This window comes from Streptomyces sp. NPDC026575 (assembly GCF_055567415.1).
Genome location: NZ_JBVHQM010000013.1, coordinates 1 through 23,078, shown reverse-complemented (window position 1 = coordinate 23,078; position 23,078 = coordinate 1). Strand labels below are relative to the sequence as shown.

21 protein-coding genes and 1 pseudogene are annotated in these 23,078 nt (G+C 70.2%); 10 read left to right on the top strand and 12 right to left on the bottom strand.

Going from position 1 to position 23,078, the window contains the following annotated elements; translation table 11 throughout:
- Window positions 1–203: 203 nt before the first annotated feature.
- Window positions 204–2,558 carry an MMPL family transporter gene (locus ACZ4NB_RS19350; RefSeq protein WP_467663029.1) on the top strand — a complete coding sequence of 785 codons (2,355 nt, stop codon included), beginning with the start codon at window positions 204–206 and terminating at the stop codon, window positions 2,556–2,558.
- A 24-nt stretch (window positions 2,559–2,582) separates the two neighbouring features.
- On the opposite strand, the gene ACZ4NB_RS19345 is transcribed toward ACZ4NB_RS19350, so the two are convergent.
- From ACZ4NB_RS19345 to ACZ4NB_RS19335, 3 genes are all read right to left on the bottom strand, one after another.
- Window positions 2,583–2,909, bottom strand: a complete 327-nt coding sequence (locus tag ACZ4NB_RS19345; protein ID WP_467663027.1) for an acyl carrier protein — start codon at window positions 2,907–2,909, stop codon at window positions 2,583–2,585.
- A complete protein-coding gene (locus ACZ4NB_RS19340; protein WP_467663025.1) occupies window positions 2,902–4,134 on the bottom strand; it encodes an SDR family oxidoreductase in 1,233 nt (410 codons plus the stop codon). The genes ACZ4NB_RS19345 and ACZ4NB_RS19340 overlap by 8 nt, the downstream gene beginning before the upstream one ends.
- A gap of 252 nt (window positions 4,135–4,386) precedes the next feature.
- Window positions 4,387–5,613 (bottom strand): beta-ketoacyl-[acyl-carrier-protein] synthase family protein, encoded by a 1,227-nt coding sequence (locus ACZ4NB_RS19335; RefSeq protein WP_467663023.1) that lies wholly within the window; start codon window positions 5,611–5,613, stop codon window positions 4,387–4,389.
- A gap of 217 nt (window positions 5,614–5,830) precedes the next feature.
- Between ACZ4NB_RS19335 and ACZ4NB_RS19330 the strand changes: the two genes are divergently transcribed.
- From ACZ4NB_RS19330 to ACZ4NB_RS19315, 4 genes are all read left to right on the top strand, one after another.
- The gene (locus tag ACZ4NB_RS19330; RefSeq protein ID WP_467663021.1) at window positions 5,831–6,262 is read left to right on the top strand and encodes a helix-turn-helix domain-containing protein; all 432 of its coding nucleotides are present in this window, start codon (window positions 5,831–5,833) and stop codon (window positions 6,260–6,262) included.
- Window positions 6,259–7,143: an alpha/beta fold hydrolase gene (locus tag ACZ4NB_RS19325; protein ID WP_467663019.1), complete on the top strand. Its 885-nt coding sequence runs from the start codon at window positions 6,259–6,261 to the stop codon at window positions 7,141–7,143. Before ACZ4NB_RS19330 ends, ACZ4NB_RS19325 begins: the two co-directional genes overlap by 4 nt.
- 228 nt (window positions 7,144–7,371) lie before the next feature.
- Window positions 7,372–7,974: a hypothetical protein gene (locus tag ACZ4NB_RS19320; RefSeq protein ID WP_467663017.1), complete on the top strand. Its 603-nt coding sequence runs from the start codon at window positions 7,372–7,374 to the stop codon at window positions 7,972–7,974.
- A 365-nt stretch (window positions 7,975–8,339) separates the two neighbouring features.
- Complete coding sequence (locus ACZ4NB_RS19315) at window positions 8,340–8,501, top strand: hypothetical protein (RefSeq protein WP_399149216.1); 162 nt, start codon at window positions 8,340–8,342, stop codon at window positions 8,499–8,501.
- Between the two features lie 7 nt (window positions 8,502–8,508).
- Here ACZ4NB_RS19315 and ACZ4NB_RS19310 read toward each other — a convergent pair whose 3' ends face one another.
- The 4 genes from ACZ4NB_RS19310 to ACZ4NB_RS19295 all read right to left on the bottom strand — a co-directional run bounded on the left by ACZ4NB_RS19310 (window position 8,509) and on the right by ACZ4NB_RS19295 (window position 11,072).
- A complete protein-coding gene (locus tag ACZ4NB_RS19310; protein WP_467663015.1) occupies window positions 8,509–8,862 on the bottom strand; it encodes an MmcQ/YjbR family DNA-binding protein in 354 nt (117 codons plus the stop codon).
- A gap of 58 nt (window positions 8,863–8,920) precedes the next feature.
- The gene (locus ACZ4NB_RS19305) at window positions 8,921–9,418 is read right to left on the bottom strand and encodes a potassium channel family protein (protein WP_467663014.1); all 498 of its coding nucleotides are present in this window, start codon (window positions 9,416–9,418) and stop codon (window positions 8,921–8,923) included.
- A 157-nt stretch (window positions 9,419–9,575) separates the two neighbouring features.
- Window positions 9,576–10,523, bottom strand: a complete 948-nt coding sequence (locus tag ACZ4NB_RS19300; RefSeq protein WP_467663012.1) for a trypsin-like serine peptidase — start codon at window positions 10,521–10,523, stop codon at window positions 9,576–9,578.
- 21 nt (window positions 10,524–10,544) lie between these two features.
- Window positions 10,545–11,072 (bottom strand): DinB family protein, encoded by a 528-nt coding sequence (locus ACZ4NB_RS19295; RefSeq protein WP_467663010.1) that lies wholly within the window; start codon window positions 11,070–11,072, stop codon window positions 10,545–10,547.
- Window positions 11,073–11,194: 122 nt separating this feature from the next.
- Here ACZ4NB_RS19295 and ACZ4NB_RS19290 point away from each other — a divergent pair, with 122 nt between their 5' ends.
- The gene (locus ACZ4NB_RS19290) at window positions 11,195–11,782 is read left to right on the top strand and encodes an NAD(P)H-binding protein (protein ID WP_467663008.1); all 588 of its coding nucleotides are present in this window, start codon (window positions 11,195–11,197) and stop codon (window positions 11,780–11,782) included.
- A 477-nt stretch (window positions 11,783–12,259) separates the two neighbouring features.
- On the top strand, window positions 12,260–12,835 hold the full coding sequence (locus tag ACZ4NB_RS19285; protein ID WP_467663007.1) for a hypothetical protein: 576 nt from the start codon (window positions 12,260–12,262) through the stop codon (window positions 12,833–12,835).
- Window positions 12,836–13,928: 1,093 nt separating this feature from the next.
- Here the strand turns inward: ACZ4NB_RS19285 and ACZ4NB_RS19280 are convergent.
- A complete protein-coding gene (locus ACZ4NB_RS19280) occupies window positions 13,929–14,825 on the bottom strand; it encodes an NAD(P)-dependent oxidoreductase (protein WP_467663005.1) in 897 nt (298 codons plus the stop codon).
- A gap of 141 nt (window positions 14,826–14,966) precedes the next feature.
- Between ACZ4NB_RS19280 and ACZ4NB_RS19275 the strand changes: the two genes are divergently transcribed.
- The 3 genes and pseudogenes from ACZ4NB_RS19275 to ACZ4NB_RS19265 form a co-directional block, all read left to right on the top strand.
- A complete protein-coding gene (locus ACZ4NB_RS19275; protein ID WP_467663003.1) occupies window positions 14,967–15,974 on the top strand; it encodes a GlxA family transcriptional regulator in 1,008 nt (335 codons plus the stop codon).
- Between the two features lie 231 nt (window positions 15,975–16,205).
- Window positions 16,206–18,041, top strand: coding sequence for a glycoside hydrolase family 15 protein (locus ACZ4NB_RS19270; RefSeq protein WP_467663001.1), 1,836 nt, complete (start codon window positions 16,206–16,208; stop codon window positions 18,039–18,041).
- Between the two features lie 241 nt (window positions 18,042–18,282).
- Window positions 18,283–19,020 (top strand): annotated as a pseudogene (locus ACZ4NB_RS19265) (CPBP family glutamic-type intramembrane protease); the annotation flags it as partial.
- A gap of 224 nt (window positions 19,021–19,244) precedes the next feature.
- On the opposite strand, the gene ACZ4NB_RS19260 reads toward ACZ4NB_RS19265, so the two are convergent.
- The 4 genes from ACZ4NB_RS19260 to ACZ4NB_RS19245 all read right to left on the bottom strand — a co-directional run bounded on the left by ACZ4NB_RS19260 (window position 19,245) and on the right by ACZ4NB_RS19245 (window position 22,925).
- Window positions 19,245–19,901, bottom strand: a complete 657-nt coding sequence (locus ACZ4NB_RS19260; protein WP_467662999.1) for a LysE family translocator — start codon at window positions 19,899–19,901, stop codon at window positions 19,245–19,247.
- A 203-nt stretch (window positions 19,902–20,104) separates the two neighbouring features.
- On the bottom strand, window positions 20,105–20,410 hold the full coding sequence (locus ACZ4NB_RS19255) for a hypothetical protein (RefSeq protein ID WP_467662997.1): 306 nt from the start codon (window positions 20,408–20,410) through the stop codon (window positions 20,105–20,107).
- A gap of 101 nt (window positions 20,411–20,511) precedes the next feature.
- Window positions 20,512–21,417, bottom strand: coding sequence for an aminoglycoside phosphotransferase family protein (locus ACZ4NB_RS19250; protein WP_467662995.1), 906 nt, complete (start codon window positions 21,415–21,417; stop codon window positions 20,512–20,514).
- A 185-nt stretch (window positions 21,418–21,602) separates the two neighbouring features.
- A complete protein-coding gene (locus tag ACZ4NB_RS19245; protein WP_467662993.1) occupies window positions 21,603–22,925 on the bottom strand; it encodes a M64 family metallopeptidase in 1,323 nt (440 codons plus the stop codon).
- Window positions 22,926–23,078 lie beyond the last annotated feature (153 nt).

The following is a 23,078-nucleotide window of genomic DNA, read 5'->3' as shown; positions in this document are numbered from 1 at the left end:
TTCCTCCTCTTGGACCGGTGAATCGGTCGACTTTTCGATCCTGGGAGGGGAGTCTGCCAGGGCGACGCCGACCGCGACGCGTCGTCGTGGTCGTCCGTGGCGATCGCCCGTCTGACCCATGTCGTGCTGTTCCGGACGGGGCCGGTGCTCATCTGGCGGCGCGTCATGTCACGCCGTCCGGAGTGTGGCCGGAACATGGCCGGATGCGGAGGGAATGCAGCGGAGGCGACAGCGGTCGGCGGTCGGAGCGCTCGTTCGGCGACTGGGGTGTGCGGTATCCGAGGCGGGTGCTGATCACGGCCGGAATACTGTGCGTGCTGTTCGGCTGGGTGGCGCTGGGGCTCGGTGAGCGGCTCTCCGTCGGGGGGTTCGCCGCGTCGGGGACGCCCTCCGCACGGGCCGAGACCTGGGCCGCGCGCTACGGGGCCGACCGGCCGGAACTGCTCCTGGTACTCCGCCCGAAATCCGCCCGGCTCTCGCTCGACAGCCCGGCGGTGCGGACGGCGGGGCGCCGTATCACGGAGCGGCTGGCCGCCGAACGAGGAGTGTCCCGGGCGCGCTCCTATTGGACCGCCGCGGATGCGGCGCCCCCTTCGACCGATGGCCGCTCCGCTCTCGTCCAGGTCGATCTGGACGGCAGCGAGACCGACACGGCCCGCACGGCTCAGCGGTTGGTTCCGCACTACACCCCACGGAGCGGCCCCTTCGAGGTCCGGGTGGGTGGGACCGCCTGGAGCCTGGCGCAGTCCACCGAGCAGGCGCGTACGGACCTGGTCCGGGCGGAGCTGATCGCGGCCCCGCTGACCTTCGCGATCCTGTCCGTGGCGTTCCGGTCACTGGCGGCGGCGCTGCTGCCGGTCGTGGTGGGCGGACTGTCGGCGGTCGGCGCGCTGGCGGTGCTGCGGGTACTCACCGCCGTCACGGACGTCTCGGTGTTCGCCGTCAACCTCATCGGAGCGCTGGGCTTCGGCCTCGCGGTGGACTACGCGCTGTTCATCGTCGCCCGGTTCCGCGAGGAGCGGGCGCGGGGGCTGGCGCCGCCGGAGGCCGCGCGGGTCACCGTGGCAACGGCCGGTCGTACGGTCGCGGTGTCGGCCGGTACGGTGACCGCCGCCCTGGCCGCGCTGCTGGTGTTCCCCTTCTCCTTCCTGCGCTCCATGGCGTACGCGGGGATGGCGGTGGCCTTGCTGGCGGCGCTGACCGCGGTGGTCGTGCTGCCGGCCGTACTCGCATGCTGGGGGCCGCGGGTCGCCTCGCTGGATCCGCTCGGGCGTCTGCGGTGGGTACCGGCGCCGACGATCGGCGCGGCCAGCCCGTTGTGGCGTGCGGTGGCCACGGCGGTCACCCGGCGCCCGCTGTGGTGGGGAGCGGGCTGCCTGGTGCTGCTGGCGGTGCTGGTGCTGCCGTTCGGGCACGGCCGTCTGGGACTTGCCGACGAGCGGATCCTGCCCGGCGGCGCCGAGGCCCGGACGACGGGGGAACTCATCCACCGGGAGTGGCGGACCTCCGGGGAGCGCACCCTGGCAGTGGTGCTTCCGCGGGCCGATCCGGTTGCCGGCAGGGCGGAGCTGGACGCCTACGGCAGGAGGCTGTCCGCACTGCCCGGAGTGCGCGGCGCGGAGACGGAGACGGGGCGCTATGTGGGCGGCGCGAGGGCTACCTGGGCACGTCCGGTCGGGGCGGCGGGGGCCGCGGCGCCGCGGGCCCGTCCCAGACCGCCTGCGGACTCCTCGCCCGGTCGAGGGGAGCGTGGGACCGTGGTGAGGCTGACGATGACACCGGATCCGCAGTCCGAGCGCGCGGCCGACGTGGTGCGCGCGGTCCGGGCGCTGCCATCACCCGGCCCCGCGCACCTGGCCGGCTGGGCCGCGCAGGTCGTCGATGCCCGCAGCGCCTTGCTGAGCCGGCTGCCGCTGGCCGCGGCACTGATCGCCGCGGGAACCACGGCGGTGCTGTTCCTGTTCACCCGCAGCGTCGTGATCCCGCTGAAGGTGGTCGCGGTGGCGGGCCTGAGCCTGACCGCGGCCCTCGGCGGCATCGTCTTCGTCTTCCAGGACGGTCATCTGCGCTGGCTGCTGGGCGACTTCGCCACCACCGGCACGCTGGACATGACCATTCCGCTGCTGCTGTTCAGCGTGGCGTTCGGCCTCTCCGTGGACTACGAGCTGTTTCTGCTCTCCCGCATCCAGGAGCACTGGCGGGCCACCGGGGACACCACCGCCTCGATCGTGCACGGCATCGCCCGGACCGGCCGGCTGTTCACGGCGGCCGCGCTCACCGTGGCGGTGGCGATGGGCGCGCTCGCCTCCTCAGGGGTGCTGTTGCTCAAGGAGCTGGGATTCGGCCTCGCGCTGGCCGTGGTCGTCGATGCCACGGTGGTACGCGGGGTGCTCGTACCGTCCGTGATGCGGCTCGCCGGGCGCGCCAACTGGTGGGCACCCGCCCGTATCCGCGCACGCCGGGGACGGGCCGCCGCCCCGGAGGGCGCGGCCGGCGAGATGCCGTCAACTACAGAGCCCACGGCTGTGGACCGGAGCGCAGCCGGTCGCCCCGGATGACGCGGGCCGCCCGGGACGGCCAGCTCACCCGCGGTCGGAAGGCGGCCGGAGCGACTCGACGAGGGCGCTCGCCTCCCGGAGCGTCATGGCCGGACGCAGGTCGGCTTCCCCGCCGCTCACGCCGAGCCGCTCGCCCATCACCAGGGCGAACTCCATGAGCGCGAGCGAGTCGAGGTCGAGTTCCTGCAACGTCGCGCTCGGCCGAAGCGCATCCGGTTCGACACCGAACATCTCCGTCAGGACCGCACAGATCTCGGCATAGGCACCGGAACCGGAGTCCGGGGCAGACGTGGGGTCGGATACGCGATCGGCTGCGACAGCGGATACGGGATCAGACACGAGTTCAGACATGAGCCGTCACGGCTCCCTTCCTTGCCGCGCCGGCGGATGCAGCGCCGGCAGATGAACAGGACAGCGGCGCGGACACCGCCATGCCCGACCGCACGTACTGCGCCGACAGTTCCGCCGGCGGCTCCAGACCGGGCGTGGCCGCGTCCAGACGAGTGCGGTCGTAGCGGCGCCGGGCCCACCAGTAGGGCGTCAGCCCGGCGGCGAGTCGCGTCAGGAACCGCTCCAGCGGCCGGACGTCCTCCGGCGCGAGATCCGGATCCAGCGCGAAGTCGAGCCAGTCGCACGGCTCCAGGGCGATCCGCAGCAGCTCCTGGACCGGATAGTCGTGAGGGTGCGTCAGGTGGTACGTCGCCACCAGATGGCCAGGGGAAAGTGGTCCGCTCGCCGGCCGTGGCCGCTCCGGGAGACGGGCGTCGGCGCACCGCAGCATCGCGGCCGCCGCCCAGTCCACCTGAAGCAGATTGACCACGGCATCGGGCCGGCCCGGCATCCGCGCCGTATAGGGGAGGCGGATGTCCTCGGGGGACAGGCCGGCCGCCCGCAGTACGTGCGAGGGGTCCTGCCGCCCGAGCACAGCGGCCCGCGCGGCCTGGACCGCCAACCAGTGGCGGGGTTCACCCGGCTCCACGGGTCGGTCCGTCACCAGCACACCCGGCCGTATCACGACCACCTGCCGGCCCCGGTCCTGCGCCCAGCCGCGCACCAGCGCCTCGGCGCGGAACTTGGACTCCTCGTACGAGGTGGCGAACCCGAACCGCCCCTCCTCCAGGGTGTCCTCGAACACGGTCCCCTCGCGCCGCTCGCCGGCGACGAACGCGGTACTGACGTGGAACAGCCGCGCGCTGCGCTCACCGGCGTCCAGCAGCTCCAGGACGTGCTCGGTGCCCGCCACGTTGGTGCGGTGCAGTGCGGTGGCCGGGCCCATCGGGCTGGTGTCCGCGGCGCAGTGCCACAGTTCCTGCGTGCGTCGGGCCAGCGCACGGTGGTCCTCGGGGGAGAGGCCGAGCCGGGGCGCGGCCAGCTCGATCCGTACGGGGGTGACCCGCCGATGGAAGTCGGCGGCATCCCACCGGGCACCCGTACTGCGTACCGCCCGCAGCAGCCGCTCCCGGGCCGCGCTGGGATCATCCCGTACGAGGGCGCTGACGGGGCGGTCGTCCCTGCGGAGCAGCCCGGCGAGCAGATGCGCTCCGAGGAAGCCGGTGGCACCGGTGACCGTGATCAACGAATCACTCCTTCGATCGTGTGCCGGCCGCCGCCCGGCCGCTCGGCCGGGCCACACACCACCACACTCACGCAACGGATGATTTTCCGATTTATGCGCCGTACATCGCAGTATGTCGGAGTGTCAGGAGGCGGGCACATGGGCGCACGGGCGAAAAGGCGCGCATTCGCGTGAACTCACCGTCGTCGGACGTCGTTGCCGTTGAACGTTGCCGCTGCTGTCGGTCGTCGTTCCGGCTTGCCCCGACCCGTCTCAGGGGGCCGAGCGGAGTACCAGTACCGCGTTCTGCCCGCCGAAGCCGAACGCATTGCTCACCGCGGCCGTCATCCGCACCGGTCGCGGTGCCTTGCCGACCACATCCAGCTCGATCTCCGGATCCAGCCGGTGCAGATTCGCCGTCGGGGGGACCACCTGCTCCTCCAGGGACAGCACGGTGCAGGCCGCCTCGATCGCTCCCGCGCCGCCGGCCGCATGCCCCAGCGCCCCCTTCACCGCGGTCACCGGCGGCGGACGGCGGAACACCTGGCGCAACGCCGACGCCTCGGCGCGGTCGTTCAACACCGTGGCCGTGCCATGGGCGTTGACGTGCGCGATGTCCCCCGGCTCCATCCCGGCGTCGTCCAGAGCGACCGCCAGCGCCTCGGCCGCCCCCCGCCCTTCCGGGTGCGGAGAGGTGAAGTGGTACGCGTCGCAGGACGCCCCGTACCCCGCCAGATAGGACCGGACGCGCGCTCCCCGCGCCCGTGCGTGCTCCAGCCGCTCCAGGACCAGCACCCCGGCACCCTCGCCCAGGACGAACCCGTCGCGGTCGGCGTCGAAGGGGCGGGAGGCGGCCGCGGGATCGTCGCCGCGGCGCGAGAGCGCACCCATCTGGTGGAAGCACGCCGCCGGAATGCGACTGCACAGCGATTCGCTGCCGCCCGCCACCACGACATCGCAGACATCGGCGAGCAGTAGTTGGCGGGCGGTGCCCAGAGCCGTCGCCCCCGAGGCGCATGCCGTACTGACCGTCAGGTTCGGTCCGCGCACCTGTAGATCCATCCCGACCTCGCCGGCGACCATGTTCGGCACGCTGCGGGGAATGGCCAGCGGCGAGATCTCGGTGGCCCGCCCGCCGGAGATCTTGGCGAACTCCTCCTCGTAGCGCTCCATGCTCGCCGTGCCGACCCCCAGGACGACACCCACCCGCACCGGATCCCAGCTCCCCTCGCCGAGACCGGCATCCGCCACCGCCTCACGGGCCGCCACCAGCGCCATCGCGGCACACCGGTCCAGCCGCCAGGACAGCCGCCGGCCCAAGCGCCGGTCCGCATCGAAGTCGGGCACCCGGCAGCAGAAGTCCACCGGCAGGCCGTCGAGCGCCGGATAGCGCGCCGCGGTCGACGCTCCGCCGAGCACCCCCTGCCAGGTCGCAGCGACCCCCACGCCCGCAGGCGTGACCAGCCCCAACCCCGTTACGGCCACATCCCGTGGGCTCATCAGGCCCCCACCACCAGCACACCTGCCCCAGCGATTCCCGGCATCCCGTCAGTATCGACAGTCGGTGCCCGCACCCGGCGACGCCGAGCCGCGCGGTCGCCCGAGCGGCGCAGCGGCACGGCTCCCCGCCACCCGCCGAGCCTCGCCCCCTGGCGCCCCATCAGATTCCCCAAACTTCCCTATTGTTGCCTTGGGTAGGGAAGGTTAAGGTATTTTCATGAGTGATCGTCTGTACTCCGTGGAGCACGTCGCCGAACGGCTGGGCCTGCACGTACGCACCGTCCGCAACTACGTGCGGGACGGGCGGCTCGCCGCGGTCCGCATCGGCAAGCAGTACCGGATCGCGCACGAGGATCTGGAGGCGTTCACCGGCCGCCCGGTGCCCGAGCCCCTGGACGCATCGGCCGGACGGCCGCGGCATACCGAGGTGTCGAGCATCGTGGAGATCGATGCGATCGACGCCGCGATGGCCCACCGGCTGACCACCCTGCTGACGGCCTCGGCCGCCAACCGCCGCCCGGGTGACGGGCCCCTGCGGATCGAGACGGCCTACGACAAGGAGAGAGCGCGGATGAAGGTCATCGTCCTGGGCGGCCTGGCCGACACCGCCTGGCTGTTCACCTATATGGAAGGGGTTCTCGCATCATGAGCACGATCTACAAGTCCGAGGCCGGCGAGCGCGAGCTCCAGCGGCACTACCAGGAGGGGCTCGGCACCTGGCCGGTGCCCGCCGAGCAGGTGCGGGTGCCGACCCGCGAGGGCGAGACCTTCGTCGTCGTCTCCGGCCCGGAGGACGCACCACCCGTGCTGCTGCTCCATGGCTCGGGGGCGAACGCGATGATGTGGCGGGACGACATCGCCTCCTGGGCACGGCACTTCCGCACCTACGCCGTCGACCTCATAGGCGAGCCGGGGCTGAGCGCGCCGTCCCGTCCGCCGCTGTCCTCCGACGCCTGCGCGCTGTGGCTGGACGATGTGCTCGCGGGGCTGGGGATCACGAGCGCCTCCGTCGTCGCGGCGTCCCTCGGCGGCTGGGTGGCGCTGGACTACGCCACCCGCCGACCGGAGCGGGTGACGCGGCTGGCCCTGCTGTGCCCCGGCGGCCTGGGGCGGCAGAAGATGGGCTGGCTGGTCAAGGCCCTGCTGCTGCACCCATGGGGACGCTCGGGGGTGCGCCGGTCGGTCGCCTCCGTCGCCGGCCTGGAGTCGCCGGATGTCCGGCACATCCTCGATTCCGTGGCGCTGACCTTCCAGCACTTCAAGCCGCGTACGGAGCAGCTGCCGCGGTTCTCCGACGATGCGTTGCGCCGCCTGACCATGCCCGTACTGGTGGTGGTCGGTGCCCGCGATGCCATGTTCGACTCCAAGGGCACCGCCCGGCTTGTGCGACGGTCCGTCCCGCACGCGACCGTGAACGTCCTGCCCGAGGTCGGGCACGCGATCCTCGGCCAGAGCGATTCCGTCCTGGAGTTCCTCCGTGACCGGCCGGCCGTCGAGGAATGCGGCGGAAACCAGCAGTCGGCACGCTGAACTCGCCGAACTCGGAAGGCTTTTCGGCGACATGTCCGGAGTCGGCTCACGAGAGGCCGGCGGCCGCCCCGATCCCGAACGCGGAGTCCGCACTCCGTTCGGCTACTCATTCCGCATAAGCAGCCGAGCGGATTCGGACGGCCATCGGGGGCTCGTAGTGTCCGGTACATGATCGAGAGCAGGACGAGGTCCGGAGCGGCACTCAAGGCCGGGGGAATCGGCTGTGCGGTGGCCGTACTGCTGCCGATTCTGGTGGTCGGCGGGGTGATCCTCACGTTCTCTGTCGAGCGCGCCACCCCCGCGGACTATCCCAAGGTCAAGCCCGAAACCATGGCGCGCCGGGTCACGGGCTACTCGACGGACGCGTTTGCGGCCCTCGGTCTCGACCGCACTCTCGAATCGAACGTCTACGACATGCGCAGGGGCGACGAGAACACCCTCGACTCGGACTTCTGCTATCCGGACGGCCTGGAAAGCATCGCCGACCAGCCCGAAGAGGGCGCATACCGGCTCTACCACCGTTGGTCGGTGGGGAAAGTGGCCGCACGCGAGGGATCCACCGCCCTGCGCAGCCTCCGTGACCACCTCAGCAGTACAGGCTGGCGCATCACGGAATTCGGGGACAGTGCGCAGCGCCATGAGCGGACCCTGAAAGCGGAACGAGACGGCGGCTACACCATCGCCCTCACCTGGGAAACCGACCGCCGGCGCCTCAGCGGCGGCAGCTCGGCCCCCTGCGCGACGAATCCCGACTGGAAGGAGTCGGACGGCCGCTACGCCGAGCCGAGCGTGGGCCGACCGCCGGCCCTCACCGGTCGTGCGTCGAAGTGAGGGCGCACGGTGTACGAATGGTGTGGCGTGCGGCATGCCGCTGCATTGGTGACCCAAGGGGGGAAATGCCGCATGGGGTGGCATCCAAATCGTGCGTTCAGTCGACAACGGCCATCAATACTCATCAACGCCTATCAACATCCATCAACACTCATCAACGGTCTCAGGCATTGGGATGATCTTTTGCGTGCTCGCCACGCGCATGACAGGATGTCCCGCGCCGCACGGGGGAGCGGCGCATGAGTAGGGACAACCTCCCTTTGCGCACCAAGAGTTCAGCTGACAACTGAGGTGCTCCCTTCATCCCGGGGCGGCGACACCTGCTGAGCCGCATCCATCAACACAACGGGAACGGGACCATCGACATGAACACCGCGACGCACACGCCCAACGCCACGCCGATCTACGAGAAGCTCGTCAAGGAGCACGGCGATGTGCTCGCCGAGACCCGTGAGGCGGCGGAGCGTTCCCAGCTGAAGGCATCCCAGGCCCTGGACTGGAGCGACCTGCGCCGCCATCACGGGTGAGCACGGGTCAGTCCGACGGGGGAGACCCCGGGAAAGCGTCCAGCAGTCGCGTAGGAGCTGCCTGCCGCCAGGAGTCCACGAGGATGTCCCGCAGTTCGGTCATGTCCTCCAGCTCGGCCAGTCGGACCCGCACCCATGAGGAGCCGGCCTCGTGCGGCGGTACCCAGAATTTCTTCGGTTCCGCTGCGATCAGTTCCTGACGCTCATGGATCGGGCAGCGTACGGCGAATGACGTCTCATCGTCGGGGATGGTGATGAACATCTTCCCGGCGACCCGGAACGTGGGTATCTCCCAGGCCTCCTTCTCCACCGTTTCCGGCAGGGAGAGGGCGATGCGACGGACGTCGTCAGAATCAGGCATGGCTCTACTTTAGGCGTACAAAGAACCGCGAGAAGGCGTAGGTGCGACTGCCGCCGTTTCAGGAGGGGGAGCGCGGACCGCCGTTCCGGATCAGGTTCTCGACGTGGTCGAAACGCGCGTGCAGCGAGCGCAGCTCCGCACGGAACGCCTCCGCTTCCTCGCGGGCGTGATTCCCGACCGCCTTGCCGAAGCGGACCACGTCCTGCTCCGCGCGGCCGACGAACCAGGTCGCCAGAGCGGCCGTGACCACGCCGAATGCGGTAATGGCGCTCAGCATCAGCAGGGTCGCGAGGACGCGGCCCCACAGCGTCACCGGGTAGAAATCCCCATAGCCCACGGTGGTCGCCGTCTCCACCGACCACCACAATGCCCGCGGATATGACGTGATATTGGCGTGCGGCGCACCGGATTCGGCGACGACGACCAGAGCGGCACCACCGAGCAGCGCCGCGGTCATCAGCAGGGTGACCCAGAACGCCGCTCGGGCGTGCAGCCGGCGCCATGCCTCATTTCTGAAGAGGCGGTTCAGTACGGCGGCGAGAAACGACGGCACCAACGGACGTCCCCTTCCCTTGCGGACCTGGTGGACAACCGGCCTTTCCTCGACGCCGACATTAACAGGGGAAAACGTTGTGCCCGGAAATACCGGCGAATGATGACGTGTCAAACACCGTGCCGTTGTATTCCTTGGGCCCTGGTCGTGGCCCTGGTGCTCAGCGGCGTGGCCCCGCGGGCGAATCGCCGCGCACCGCGTGCAGGTAGAGCGCCAGGGTGTCGAGAGTGAAATACGAGCTGTAGGAGACGTCGGGGAAGTCGCCGCCCGTGTGATAGCCGCCGATGACACCGATCAGGGCGTAACCGGTGAAGTCCCTCACCAGGAACGGTCCGCCCGATGTGCCGCCGATATAGCCGGCGCAGGCGATCTCCAGGAAGTCGCCGGGGGCGGCCGGGTCGGCGCTGGTGTACCGATGCGTGGACGAGGTGCAGTCCAGCGGCTTGGGGTGGGTGGTGTCGCTGTTGCCGGGATAGCCGATGAGCCGTACGCGCCGAAGGTCGTATCCCGGGTACGGCACGAGGTCGAAGCCACCGGTCACGTCCTCCACCTCGGCGCCGTCCTCGCGCGCCAGGAGTCGTACGACGGCGTAGTCCCAGCGGGCACCCGCGTCGGTGCCGAGGTCGTAGTACCGCTGGTCCAGGTAGATCCGGTCGACGGGGTAGAGGCCGTGCGGTTTCAGTCCGTCGTGGTACTGCGGCACGAACGACAGTCGGCGCTTGGGGTCGGGGGAGCGCAGACAGTGCCCGGCGGTGACCACGAGGTCGCGGTGCGGGCTGCGCACCACCGTCCCGCCGCAGAACCGGCCGGTGTTGTGCGCGTCCGTCCAGAAGAACGTCCCCACCTGGGGGAGGCCGTCGAACGGGTGGCTCGGTGGCGCGGGGTCCGCGGACCGGCGCGGCGCCCGCGAACTCCGCGGGGCGACGGCCGGTATGGCGGCCGCCATCCGCTCCGGAGTCCAGTAGGCATCGGCCGACGCCGCCGCCGACCGGTCCGGCGGGTCCACGGCGTGCGCGAGTGGCCCGGACGGGACGGCGAGCGACAGGCCGAGAAGCATGGCGACGAGCAGGACGGCGCGGCGGCCGCGTACGGCGATCGGCAGGCTCATGGCTGCCTTATGCCCCCGTACTTATGCCCCCGTAACCCCGTCGATGCTCTCCCGGAGCAGATCCGCATGGCCGTTATGGCGCGCATACTCCTCGATCATATGGACCAGGATCCAGCGCAGTGAAACGCCATCGCCGCCGACATGGCCGGCCTCGTACTCGGGGAGCCGACCGGAGTCGTCCAGCGAAGAGCCGGCGGTCAGCTCGCGGCTGCGCGCGACTTCCTCCTGCCAGATGGCCAGCACCTTGTCGAGACCCCGGTCGGGGGCGAGCGCGAAGCCGTCTTCTTTGCCTTCCTCGAAGAGCATGGGCACATCGTGGCCGGCGAACACCCGCTGGAACCAGTTGCGCTCCACCTCGGCCATGTGCTGGACGAGCCCCAGCAGCGTCATCGAGGACGGCGCCACCGAGGCCAGGCGCGACTGCCGATCGTCGAGCCCCGTGCACTTGAGGGCGAGAGTGGCGCGGTGGAAGTCCAACCAGGCTTCCAGTGTGGTGCGTTCATCCGCCTGCGGCGGCGGTACGGGGCGTCCATCCGGTGTCGTAACCATGTACCGAACCCTCGCACACGCCACTGACAATCGACGGCAGCCGCTCGACTACGTCCTTGACCTCAAGAGGAGTTGAGGTTCTAGCGTGCCGTGAACGCGGTCGGCGTACGCGGTCGACGAACGTGACCGACGAACGTGACCTGCACCTGCGTGGTGCCGCAGCCGTGCGAGGTCTGGCCCGTGATGCGGAACGGGCCGCGTTCCCGGAGGGGATCGAAGCCGCCGAGGGCGATCTCGCACAGCCGGATTCGCTGAAGGCCGCGCTGAACGGAGTGCGCTCGCTGTTCCTGCTGCCGGGCATGGGCGGGGAAGGGGAGGTGCTCGCGGCAGCCCGGCAGGCAGGCGTGGAGCATGTGGTGCTGGTGTCGTCGATCACGGTGCAGACCCACCCCTCCCTGCCCGAGGCCGGCCACCGGGGACGGACATATGCGCTGACGGGGCCGGAACGCATCACGGCCCGACGGCAGGTGGCGGCCATCGCCGCGGCTCTGGGGCGGGAGGTCGCCTTCGTCGAGATCTCGCGGGAGGAGGCTCACCGGCAGATGGCGTCCTTCATGGGCGACGGGACCGCGGATGCGGTCCTGGACCTGATGGGTGGGGACGTCAACGACGAACTGCTGAAGGTGCGCGACACCGTTGCCCGGGTCACTGGCTCCCCGGCCAGATCGTTCCAGCAGTGGGCGTCGGAGAATGGCGCCGCCTTCCGCTGAGCGCCATCCTTCTCGACTGCCCGGCCAGGAGCGTCGCAGCCCTGGTGGACCGGGCTGGAAGTCCCATAGCTCCGACTGGTCCAGCGGCTGAACCCGAACGTGAAACTGATCTGGCACCCCGTGTGCACCGGTCCAGACGGGTGGATGAGGGAGATTTCCAGAGACTGCCGACTCGTCGACAACGCAGAGTACGACGGACGCGACACGTGCGTGAGCATTCTCATCCAGTACCTCAGGCTCTTCCACGACGAGAGCAACGCCCAAGCCGCCCCCGCCCACAAGAGCATGGAGCAGCTGCTCGTCGCGAACGGCCACAAGGACGGCGTCTGAAGCGGCAGCCCGCCCGCAGTGGAGCAGGTGCTGCGGGCTCCGGGGTGGATATCCCTCATCGCTTCCAGAGCGTCGGGTCGGTACCTCTCGCTGCTGTTTCGATCGAAGCCAGCCCTGGGGAAGATCCACGGCTGGCAGGATGGCGCCATGGCGAAGTATCAATCGGTCAACTATGTACGGGTGGCGGAAGTCCTCATGGACCTCGGCATGATCACCCAGGAGAAAGCCCAAAGCGTCCTGGACGATTTCGGCGACCTTGCGCACGAGGAACTGAAACCGCATCACCACATCGTCTATGCGCTGGAGGACTTCGCCGTGGCCGTCAGTATCCACGCCGACGACGTGGACTTCGCCGACGAGGAATATGCATCGCTTCTGACGGAAGCGGCAGCCCTCACCGGAGGGAAGGTCACCGTCGACAACTTCCGCTTCGACAAGGACGTTCCGGACGACCCGGACGACGGCCGCGGGGTGCTGCATTTCGACCGCAACGGCGAGCGGCTCTCCTTCGTCATAGAGCAGGAGTCGAACGACTACTTCGACGTGGGGGCCTCTCAGGAGGCCATCGAAGCGCTGAGCCCCGACGACGACCCCAGGTCCTTTCGATGCGTCAAGCACAAGCCCGGTCCCTGGACTGCCGAAGAGGTCATGGTGCTGGCCACGGCCGAGCAGCGCGAAGGGCTTCTTGCGCACCTCGACATCGGCTTCCACGAACCACTTTGACGGTGTATCGGATCTGACGCCGCAGTGGATATTGCGAAGGGTGCCGGCTCTGGCGGGCGCCACCCGAACCGGAACTGGGGTGAAGGTGAAAGGGGCGGTGGGCTGACCTGAAGTTCGCTTGTTCTGGGAGGGGGGTGCGGGAATTCAGAGAGCGACCAGTGGCCACTTTGCGTGCCCGAAGAGGTCTAAATTTACGTGAAATTTCAGCAGTTTTCCGTTTGATTTCGGTTTGCGTCCCGGCGTACCGTGGGAGGTGGTCCAACTGGAGAGGGCTGGATCATCACCAGCGATATGAAGGAGGCACAGCATGAGCTTCCGCAACGTACTCCCTCTCAGGCACAGGGATGACTGCGGCGGTTGGGGCGACGGGTACGGACGTGGCTACGGTCGCGGACGTCGCTTCGGTCGCGGTCGTGGACGCGGCTTCGGTCGCGGAGGACGCGGCTATGGCCGCGGAGGACGCGGATTCGGCGGTCGCGGAGGACGCTACTAGCGAGCCAACGAGATGACTTTCGAGGCTGGTCCCCGTTTGTAAGGGCTGGCCTCGCAAGTTGCCGCAAGGCGCAGGCTTCAGGTGACACCGAGCCTGTTCCTCAAATCCCTTATCGATGTGCGATCTGATGCGGCATCTTGACTTCCGGCCATCGATGGCGAAGGTAAGCACCATCAGTGTCATCGGGGTCGGAATCCGGTAAGGCCGCGAAAGTCGCTATCGGTAGTGACGCTATGAGAACCCTCGTTCACTCCGTGAACCGGGGGTTCTCGCGGGTGTCTGGTGAAGGCCATCGAGCGTGAGGACGGCTCAGTTCTTACCAAGTTGTCCGCGCAATGAAAACGCTGCGTGCGGCATCCTTGTCCACACGCAGCGTGTTTCCGGGGCCTTCCCAGCCAGGAATATTCAGTATTCTCCTCGGACCCCTGCATTGCAATACCCGCTGTGGCAGGGGGCTGATGGGGGTCTTCCGGTCTTCCGGTGGCCTGCCCCCCGGGGCACCTGCCTTGCCGCAAGCAGCCGGTTACCTAGGGTCGTGGCACGGCGGGCGGGGCGGGCCCGGCACCTCCCGGCCCGCCCCCTCCACCGTCGCTCGGGCCCCTACCGGGCCCCTACCTCAGGCCCCCTCAGCACCTCGATCACGCTCGCGTAGCTGGCCTGGCCGTGGCCGGCGGCCTTGGCGCGTTCCATGGTCGCCTTCAGCAGATCCGGCAGGGCGTTGTCGATACCGCGTGCCGCGGCCGCGTGGATGAGGTGGTCGATGGCCGCGATCTGCACGTCGACGGTGGCGTCGTCGCCCGGGTAGCGGCCGGCGTCCACCTGAGGCGCGTACGTGGTCAGGAAGCCGGCCACGGCCGTCAGCCAGCGGATCGCCAGGGGCGTGAAGGTCGTGGCCGGTGTCTGCTCCGCGCCGACCAGGGCGGTGCCGTGCAGCCAGCCGGTCATGGTGGACCACATCAGGCCGAGCAGGGCGGAGTCGTAGAGGGAGGCCAGTCCGGGGTCGGTGCCCAGGTACAGCGGGTCTCCCAGGGCGGCGAGGGTCGGCCGGTGGGCCTCGAAGACGGCGTCGCAACCGCTGTAGAGGAACATCATCTCCGGCCTTCCGACGCCCGGCGGGGTCGTCATGATCGCGCCGTCGAGGTAGTCGGCGCCGTGCGACCGGGCCCATGCCGTCGCCTCGTGGGCCTGCTCCGGGGAGCCGGAGGTGAGGTTCACCAGGACCTTGCCGGCCAGGGAGTCCGCGAGGGGATCGAGGACGGTGTGCAGGGCCTCGTAGTCCAGTACGCAGGCGATGATGAGCGAGCCCGCCGCCAGCGCCTCCTCGGGCGTCGAGGCCGGCCGCGCGCCCCGGGCGACCAGCGGTTCGGCCTTGTGCGCCGAGCGGTTCCACACCGTGGTCGGGTGGCCGCGCACCAGCAGCGCGGTGGCCAGCGCCGAGCCCATCTGGCCCAAACCGATGACGGTGACGGGCGGGTGAGGCGGATTCAGGGCGTTCATGGCACAACTCCTTGTTCGCCGCCTGCGGCTGACTCCCGCGGCGGTGGTCGATCACGTACGGACCACGTTCGCAGCCGGCGGCGACCGGAAGAAGTGACAGCCGTGACGGCCGGCACCAAATTCCTGCCATACCCTTCGGGCATGAGCGCTGGTTCCGTCGCCGTGGTGGTCCCCACCGATATCGGGGTTCCCTCCTGGGACCTCTACGAGTTGAGCATCCCGTGCACCGTCTTCGGCAAGCGGCAGCCCGACCTGGCCGACCCCTGGTACGACCTGCGGCTGTGCGGAACGGGACCCCAGCCGTCCGACGCGGGCGGCAGTACCGGCCTGGAGCTGCGGACCGGCTACGGGCTGGACGACCTCGTCGGCGCCGACACCGTCATCGTGCCGTCGGTGCCCGACCCCTGCGTCGAGGACGGCAGACCGCTGCCGGCCGACCTGATCGACGCGCTGCGCCGCGCCCACGACGCGGGCGCCCGCATGGTCTCCCTGTGCACCGGAGCCTTCGCGCTCGCCGAAGCGGGGCTGCTCGACGGGCGCCGGGCCACCGCGCACTGGATGCACACCGCCCAACTGGCCGAGCGCTACCCGAAGGTGCAGGTCGACGACTCGGTGCTGTACGTGGACGACGGCGACGTCCTCACCAGCGCCGGGTTGACCGCCGGCCTCGACCTCTGCCTCCATCTCGTACGCCGTGACCTCGGCGCCCATGTCGCCAACCAGCTGGCCCGCCGGATGGTCGTGCCCGCACACCGGCCCGGCGGCCAGGCGCAGTTCATCGACCTGTCCGTACCCGTCGCCGACGATCGGGGCCTGGGCCCCGTACTGGAGTGGGCTCGCGCGCACCTGGATCAACCGCTGTCGGTCGAGGACCTGGCTCGGCGGGCGGCGATGAGCCCGCGCACGTTCTACCGCCGGCTCCAGGCGGCCACCGGGACGACGCCCCTGCAGTGGCTCCTCAACCAGCGCCTCGGCCGTGCCCAGAGCCTGCTGGAAGCCACCGACCTGCCGATCGACAAGATCGGTGAGCTGAGCGGACTGGGGACGGCGAACAATCTCCGGCACCACTTCGTCAAGCAGGTGGGGGTGTCGCCGGGGGAGTACCGGCGGGCGTTCCCGCGGGCGGTGCCTGGACGGGGCCCGCGCTGAGGGACGCGCCGCGTGGACCGGCCGGCAGGTGCCCTGGCCGGCAGGTGCTCCGGCCGGCTCGCCGACGACACCCACCCGTCGGCGGCCCACCCACCGGCGGCCCGCCCGCCGAAGGCCCACGCGCCCGCTCCGGTGCAGGTCAGCCGCCGTCGATGCGGGTGGTCGCGGTCCGCAACCACCCGGAGGTAACCTGAATCCATTGCTCCTGCTCCCCCGCGCAGGGGAGGTCACATGACCACGTGCGAGAGTCTGCGCCCCAGCAAGGCGGACGCACCCCGCTACACACCGATCGCCGAGCACGGCCTGATCGGCGATATGCGTACGGCCGCGCTGGTCGGCACGAACGGCACCATCGACTGGTACTGCTGCGCCCGCTTCGACGCCCCCAGTGTCTTCGCGGCGATCCTGGACGCCGACCGCGGCGGGGCCTTCGAGCTCGCCCCGGATGTGCCCGCCCGGACGAAGCAGTTCTACTTCCCCGACACCAACATCCTGATCACCCGGTTCTTCGCGGACAACGGCGTCGGCGAGGTCCAGGACTTCATGCCGATCGTCGACGATTCACGCGAGGCGGGCCGCCACCGGCTGATCCGCCGGGTGCTGTGCGTGCGCGGGGCGCTCCCGTTCACCGTACGGGTGGCTCCCCGGTTCGACTATGGCCGGCAGGCGCACACCGTGAGCACACAGCAGGGCCAGACCGTCTTCGCCTCCCCGGACCTGTCCCTGGCGCTGACGGCGACCGTCCCGGTGGAGATCGACGGTCCGGACGCCTGGTGCTCCTTCACGCTCCAGGAAGGCCAGGCCGCGGTCTTCGCCCTCGACCGGATCGGTGCTGGGCTGGAGCCACGGGCCTGTGCGGTGCTGGAGGCGGAGGAGCTGTTCGGTGCCACGGTGCGGTACTGGCGCGGCTGGCTGTCCCAGTCCCGCTACCGGGGCCGCTGGCGCGAGATGGTGCACCGCTCCGCGCTCACCCTCAAGCTCCTGACGTACGCGCCGACCGGTGCGATCGTGGCCGCTCCCACGGCCAGCCTGCCCGAGCAGATCGGCGGGGAGCGCAACTGGGACTACCGCTATGCCTGGGTGCGGGACGCCGCATTCTGCATCTACGCACTGCTCAGACTGGGCTTCACGGACGAGGCCAAGGCATTTGTGCGCTTCCTGTCCCAGAACATCTGCGTCAACACCGGCTCCGACGGCCCGCTGCAGATCATGTACGGCATCGACGGCCGCAGTGAACTCCCCGAGGAGGAACTCCTCCACCTGGAAGGCCACTTGGGCTCGGCGCCGGTCCGGATCGGAAATGACGCCGTCAACCAACTCCAGCTGGACATCTACGGGGCTTTGATCGATTCGCTGTATCTCTACGACAAATGGGGCGAGCCGCTGTCCAGCGACCACTGGGACGCCATCGGAAAGCTGGTCGACTGGGTCTGCGACCACTGGGACCAGCCGGACGAAGGCATCTGGGAGACCCGCGGCAAGATCCAGAACTTCCTCTACTCGCAGCTGATGTGCTGGGTCGCGATCGAACGGGCGATGCGGATCGCCAACCACCGCGGTCTGCCGGCGGATATGCTCCGCTGGTCCCGGACCCGTGATGCGATCTACCGGCGGATCATGGACCGCGGCTGGTCCACGGAGCGCAAGGCATTCGTCCAGCACGAGGGGGACGATGTTCTCGACGCGGCCGTGCTGATGATGCCGCTGGCCAAATTCATCTCGCCCACCGACCCGAAATGGCTGTCCACCCTGGACGTATTGGGCGAGGACCTGGTCTCGGACTCCCTGGTCTACCGCTACGACCCCCGCAGCAGCCCCGACGGACTGCGCGGCGAAGAGGGCACCTTCTCGATCTGCTCCTTCTGGTACGTCGAGGCGCTCTCCCGCGCCGGCCGTGTGGACGAGGCCCGTCTCGCCTTCGAAAAGATGCTGACATACGCCAACCACGTCGGCCTCTACGCCGAGGAAATCGGCCGCACCGGCGAGCAGATCGGCAATTTCCCGCAGGCATTCACCCACCTGGGACTCATCAGCGCGGCGTTCAACCTGGACCGGGCGCTGGGGTGAGACCGGCGCGCCGCAGGCCGGGCCCGCCCGCCGCCACCGCGCCGTGACCTGCGGCCTCGGACCATCCGCGTACGGCTGCTAAATCGACGGATGTAGTGCCGGCCCCGGGCGGTTCGTACCGCAGGAGGGTTTGCCGGGCCGTTCGTGTGCTGGTGCGCGCAAGTGCGGCATCAGGCCCGATGTCACGGGCACACGTAGGGCTCGGAGACCTGGCGGACGGCATGTGCGGAGGTCGGTGACCATGACGGCGGAGACGAAGGCGAGGTATCGGCGGGCGGGGGAGCGGGGCCCGGTGTGGCGGCCGTGGAGAAGGGCGCTGCTCGGGGGAGCGGTGATGGCGGGTGCGCTGGGGACCGGGAACGCGGTGGGGGAGGCGGGCGCCCGGGCGCTCGGCATCGGGGGGTATGCGGGGCGGCTGCTGCCCGCCGTTGTGGTGAGTGCGCTGGCCGTGCCCGCCGTCCTGGCGTTACGGGCCGGGCGGCCGGCGCGGCGTCGGCCGCTGGGGCTGGGTCCGCCGTCCGCGGTGGCGGCGGGCCTCGTCCGCGGCCTCGTCGTCACGGGCTGGTGCGCGGCCCTGGTGCTCGGGGTCGGCACCGCGGCCGGCTGGGTCCGGTGGTCCGGGCTGGAGCCGGCCGCGCTGGTCTCGTTCCTGGTGGGCAATGCCCTGGTGGCCGTGCTGCTGGAGGCGTTGCCGGAAGAGCTGACGCTGCGCGGTCACACCTGGGCCTCGTTGCGCGAGCGGTTCGGCGGGGCGGTCTCGGCTCTGGGGACGACGACGGTCTTCCTGCTGGTACCGGCCGGGTCCACCGTGGTGCAGGCCGGGGTGGCGCGCCCGCTGGGAGCGAGCGCTCCGCCCGTGGGGCTCACGCCCGCCGGACAGGACCCGCTCGCGTACCTGGTGCTGCTCACGGTCTTCGGCCTCATGCTGGTGGCCGCGCGGACGGCACCGGGGCGGGCGCCGCTGTGGACGGCGATCGGCGCCCACCTCGCGGTACTCAGTGTGAACCGGGTGGTGTTCGAGGGGGACCGGCGTGCCGCGGGCTGGTCGGCGAGCGTCGCTCCGGCCCACGCAGCGGTCCTGGAACTGGCCTGTCTGCTGGCCACGGCGGCGGTCTTCCTCGGGGCGCGGCTGCTGCCGTCCCGCAAGGACGTACCGGAACGGCGTCCGATCGACGCGCGCGGGTGGGGTGCGCCGACGCATCGTCAGGCGCGGTCAGCCAGCACGAGGTTCGCCGCGAAGCCCAGGAAGGTGATGCCGCTGATCTGCTCCATGCGGCGGCGGAAGGACCGGCGCCTGGCCCGCTCGCCGAGGGCGGAAGCGGCGCGGGAGAGCACCGCGAACCAGATGGCCAGCTCCATGACGTCGATCGCCGTCAGCAGGAGAGTGGTGCTGAAGACCGGTGCCCCGTGGGGGATGAACTGCGGGATCAGGCTCATGTAGAACACACCCGCCTTGGGGTTGAGCAGGTTGGTGGCGAGCCCGGCGCGGAAGGCGGCGAGCCGTCCGAGGGAGGCGGCGGGGGAGGTGTCGGCGGTCTCGTCCGCCGCCTCCATCTCGCCGTCGGGTCGCCCCTGTTGCCTGGAGCGCCACAGTGCCGTGATGCCCAGCCACGCCAAGTACCCGGCGCCGCCGATGCGCAGGGTGTCATAGGCCAGGTGGGAGGCGGTGAGCAGTGCGGTGAGCCCGACGGCGGTCGCCAGGCCCCATGCGAGGCAGCCGGTGATGATGCCCAGGGCGGCGGCGTACCCACCCGTCCGGCCGTGTGCGACGGATGTCCGGACCACGAGCAGAGTGTCCAGTCCCGGCGTGACATTGATGAGCGCGGCGACGCCGGCGAACGCAAGGGTGGCAGTGATCATGTCACGAGGCTAATGGCTCGGCCCGTACCCCGAACTCCGGTCCGGGAACCGGCGGGTACGGCCGCGCGGAGTCGTCCCACAGGGGTGCGGCCGCCGCCGGTGGCGGCCCGTCCCCGCGCTGCCGCGGACATGCGCGGGGACGGGCCGACTTACCGGGTGCGGCTATCTGCGACTGCTGGTGAAGCTCCCGAAGCCGCGAGGTTCTACAGCGGCCGTGCCCACAGGTCCCACTGGAGGCCCGAGCCGTCGCAGAAGGGGTCGGCCCACTTGCCGCTGCTGACCAGGTCGGTACCGGCTGCCTGGCATCCGCTGAGGGTCCAGAACTTCTTGCCGGTCCACACCGTTCCGGGAGGCCCGTCCATCGGCTTGACCTGGTGCTGTGCCTGGGCGGTGGTCGGCGCGGCGGCCCCGGCGCCGCTGGTGGCGTGGGCCTGGGCGGCGCCGCCCAGGCTGACGACCGTGAGTGCGGCGGCGGCGAGTGCGGTGGTCAGAGTTCGCTTGTTGCGCACGTGATGTCCTTTCCCCGTAGTGTCGTGACGTGTTGCGGGCCCGTCGCTCCGTACACGGATACGGGGACTTCGACGTATGACAGCACTTCATGTGATGTGGGTCACATGCGTGGTCCCGGGTGGCGTTCGGTGAGGACCTCATCGATGACATGGCGGGCGATCGCCGCCATCACCGGGTTCGTCTCCCGGTAGTAGCCCCATTCCATGAGTGCGACGGACAGCGCCCAGCCGCGCCCTCGTGCCCAGGCCGCCTCATCGACGTCCAGCGCGGCCCGGAAGGTGCCGCGCGCACCGGCGGGCAGCACGTACCACGCCGCGATCAGGTCGACCGCGGGATCGCCCAGGCCCAGGCACCCGAAGTCGATGACGGCGCTGAGCCGTTCACGGGACACCAGCAGGTTTCCGGGCTGGAGATCGGCGTGGATCCAGACGGGCGGGCCGTGCCGTCCGGGCGCTTCCAGGGCCGTGTCCCAGACCGCGGCCGCGGCATCGGCATCGATGGTTCCGCGCAGTGCGCCGATCGCGGTGCGGGTCGCGGCGTCCCGCACCGCCAAGGGTTCGCTGCGGTACGAAGGAGGCCCGTCCGCCGGGTCGATGCGGTGCAGCGCGGTGACGAACTCCGCCAGATCCCTTGCCAGCCGGCCCGGATCGGCGATCCGGTCGATGGCCGGGGTCTCGCCCTTGAGCCAGCGGTAGACGGACCAGGGGAAGGGGTAGCCCTCGGACGGCGTTCCCAGGCCCAGCGGTTCGGGGACGGCGACCGGAAGCGGCGGGGCGAGCCGCGGCAGCCACCGGTGCTCCTTCGCCACGTCGTCGGCGGCTCCCGCGATGCGCGGCAGCCGTACGACCAGGTCCTCGCCGAGCCGGTACATCGCGTTGGACGTACCGGCGGAGTCGACCCGCGTGACGGGGAGGTCCGCCCACTGCGGGAACTGCGTGCCGAGCAGCCGCCGTACGAGGGAGTCGTCGATGTCCACCTCGTCGGTGTGCATCCTGCGCGTGCTCATCACTGCCTTCCTCGGCCTCTTCGGCCACTTCCTCGGCCGGCCTTGATCCGCCGGCGCAGATCATCGCAGCCGAAGTGGCAGAGTGCCGTGCCTTTTTCGGCAGTCGAGCGGCCGAGCCTGCGCGCATGAGGAGGGCCCTCCCGATACCGGTGCATCGGGAGGGCCCGGCAGCGCCGGTCAGGTGCCTACGGGGCTACTCGCCAGCTCAGCGATCCGGCCAGCAGCTTGCGCAGCGCCGGGTCGAGGACCGCCTTCGTACGGTCGCTCGCGCGGGCGGTGACCGTGTGACGCCGGCCGTCCGCGGGGACGCCGAGCGTCCGCGGCACGACCGAGGTCTTGCCACGCGCGGCCTTGCGCTCGCGGCCGTCGACATACCACTTGACCTGTGCCGAGGAGGGCACGGTGACCCGGATGCGGTCCCCGCGGCGCAGCGTGCGGTCGGTGGCCACCGGGCTGCTGACCGCGCTCGCATAGCGGTAGAAGCCCGCGATCATCGCCTCGCGGCCGGGGAGGTTGAACTCGCGGCCGAGCGTCCGCATGATCGAGTTCTCCGTGGGCCGGTTGAGCCCGTACTGGTAGTAGCCGCCGCCCTCGTACGCGCCGACCGGGCCGCCGTCCGGCGACTCCTGGCCGAGCCAGCGGTACCACTTCTGCTGCTGGGAGCCCATCTCGTCGGCGGACAGCTTGGTGAGGTTGACCTGGGCGGGCTCCGGGCCGCTGTAGGTGCCCGACTGGCCGTAGTCGTACTCGTCGGCGAGCTTGCCGAGCGAGTGGCCGGTCTCGTGCACGGCGATCTGGTCGGACTGGTCGTTGTCGGAGGAGGCGGTGGCGATGCCGTCGTAACCGACCTGCGAGGAGATGTCGTTGTAGCCCGCGCCGCCGTACTTGGTGGAGTTGGAGAGCACGACGACGAGGTCGGCGGCCGGAGCCTTGGAGGCGTACGACTCGACCTTGCCGGTGTCGACGCAGAGCAGGCGCTCGGTGCCGTCGCAGAAGAAGGCGGAGTCGAGCGCGGTGTCGCGGACCACGTCCTTCGTGGGGTCGCCGGAGACGCCGGACTCGTTGGAGACCGCGTCGACCGCCCAGACGTTGAACAGGCCGGTGTACGAGGCATAGGGCTCCACCGCCGTCATCTTGGCCCACTTGGCGCGGACGTCGGCGTGGAAGTCCTCCTGCTGGTCGGCGGTGTAGCCGTCACCGACGAAGGCCACATCGAGCTTCTTGTCGACCGGGCCGTTCTGCACGATCGTCGTGACATCGCCGTCGCCCGCGGCGATCGCGGCCTTGGCGGAGGCGGAGAGCGGCTTGGAGGCCGGGACGGTGGCCTGACGGGGGTGGGAGCCCGAACCGGTGAAGTACTCCACCTTCTGGGTGCGTTGCGGGTGCGGGGCCGAGGTGGCTCCCTGGGCGGTGGCCGCGACGGCTGTCGTGGCGGCCAGCGCCGCGACGGCCAGCCCGGCGGAGACCGCGGTGCGCACGGAGATGCCGACGGATATGCGTCTGATCATGGGGGGTTTCCTTCCGAAGCCCGCCCTAGGGAAGGCGGGTTGAGACGGATTGAGCGCGCTCAACGTAAGGGCTGCGGAAGGAGATGGGCAACGGAAGAGGCTCAAGTGTCCAGATGGAGGGATGAGTTCGGGACGGCGGCGGGCGGACTCCGC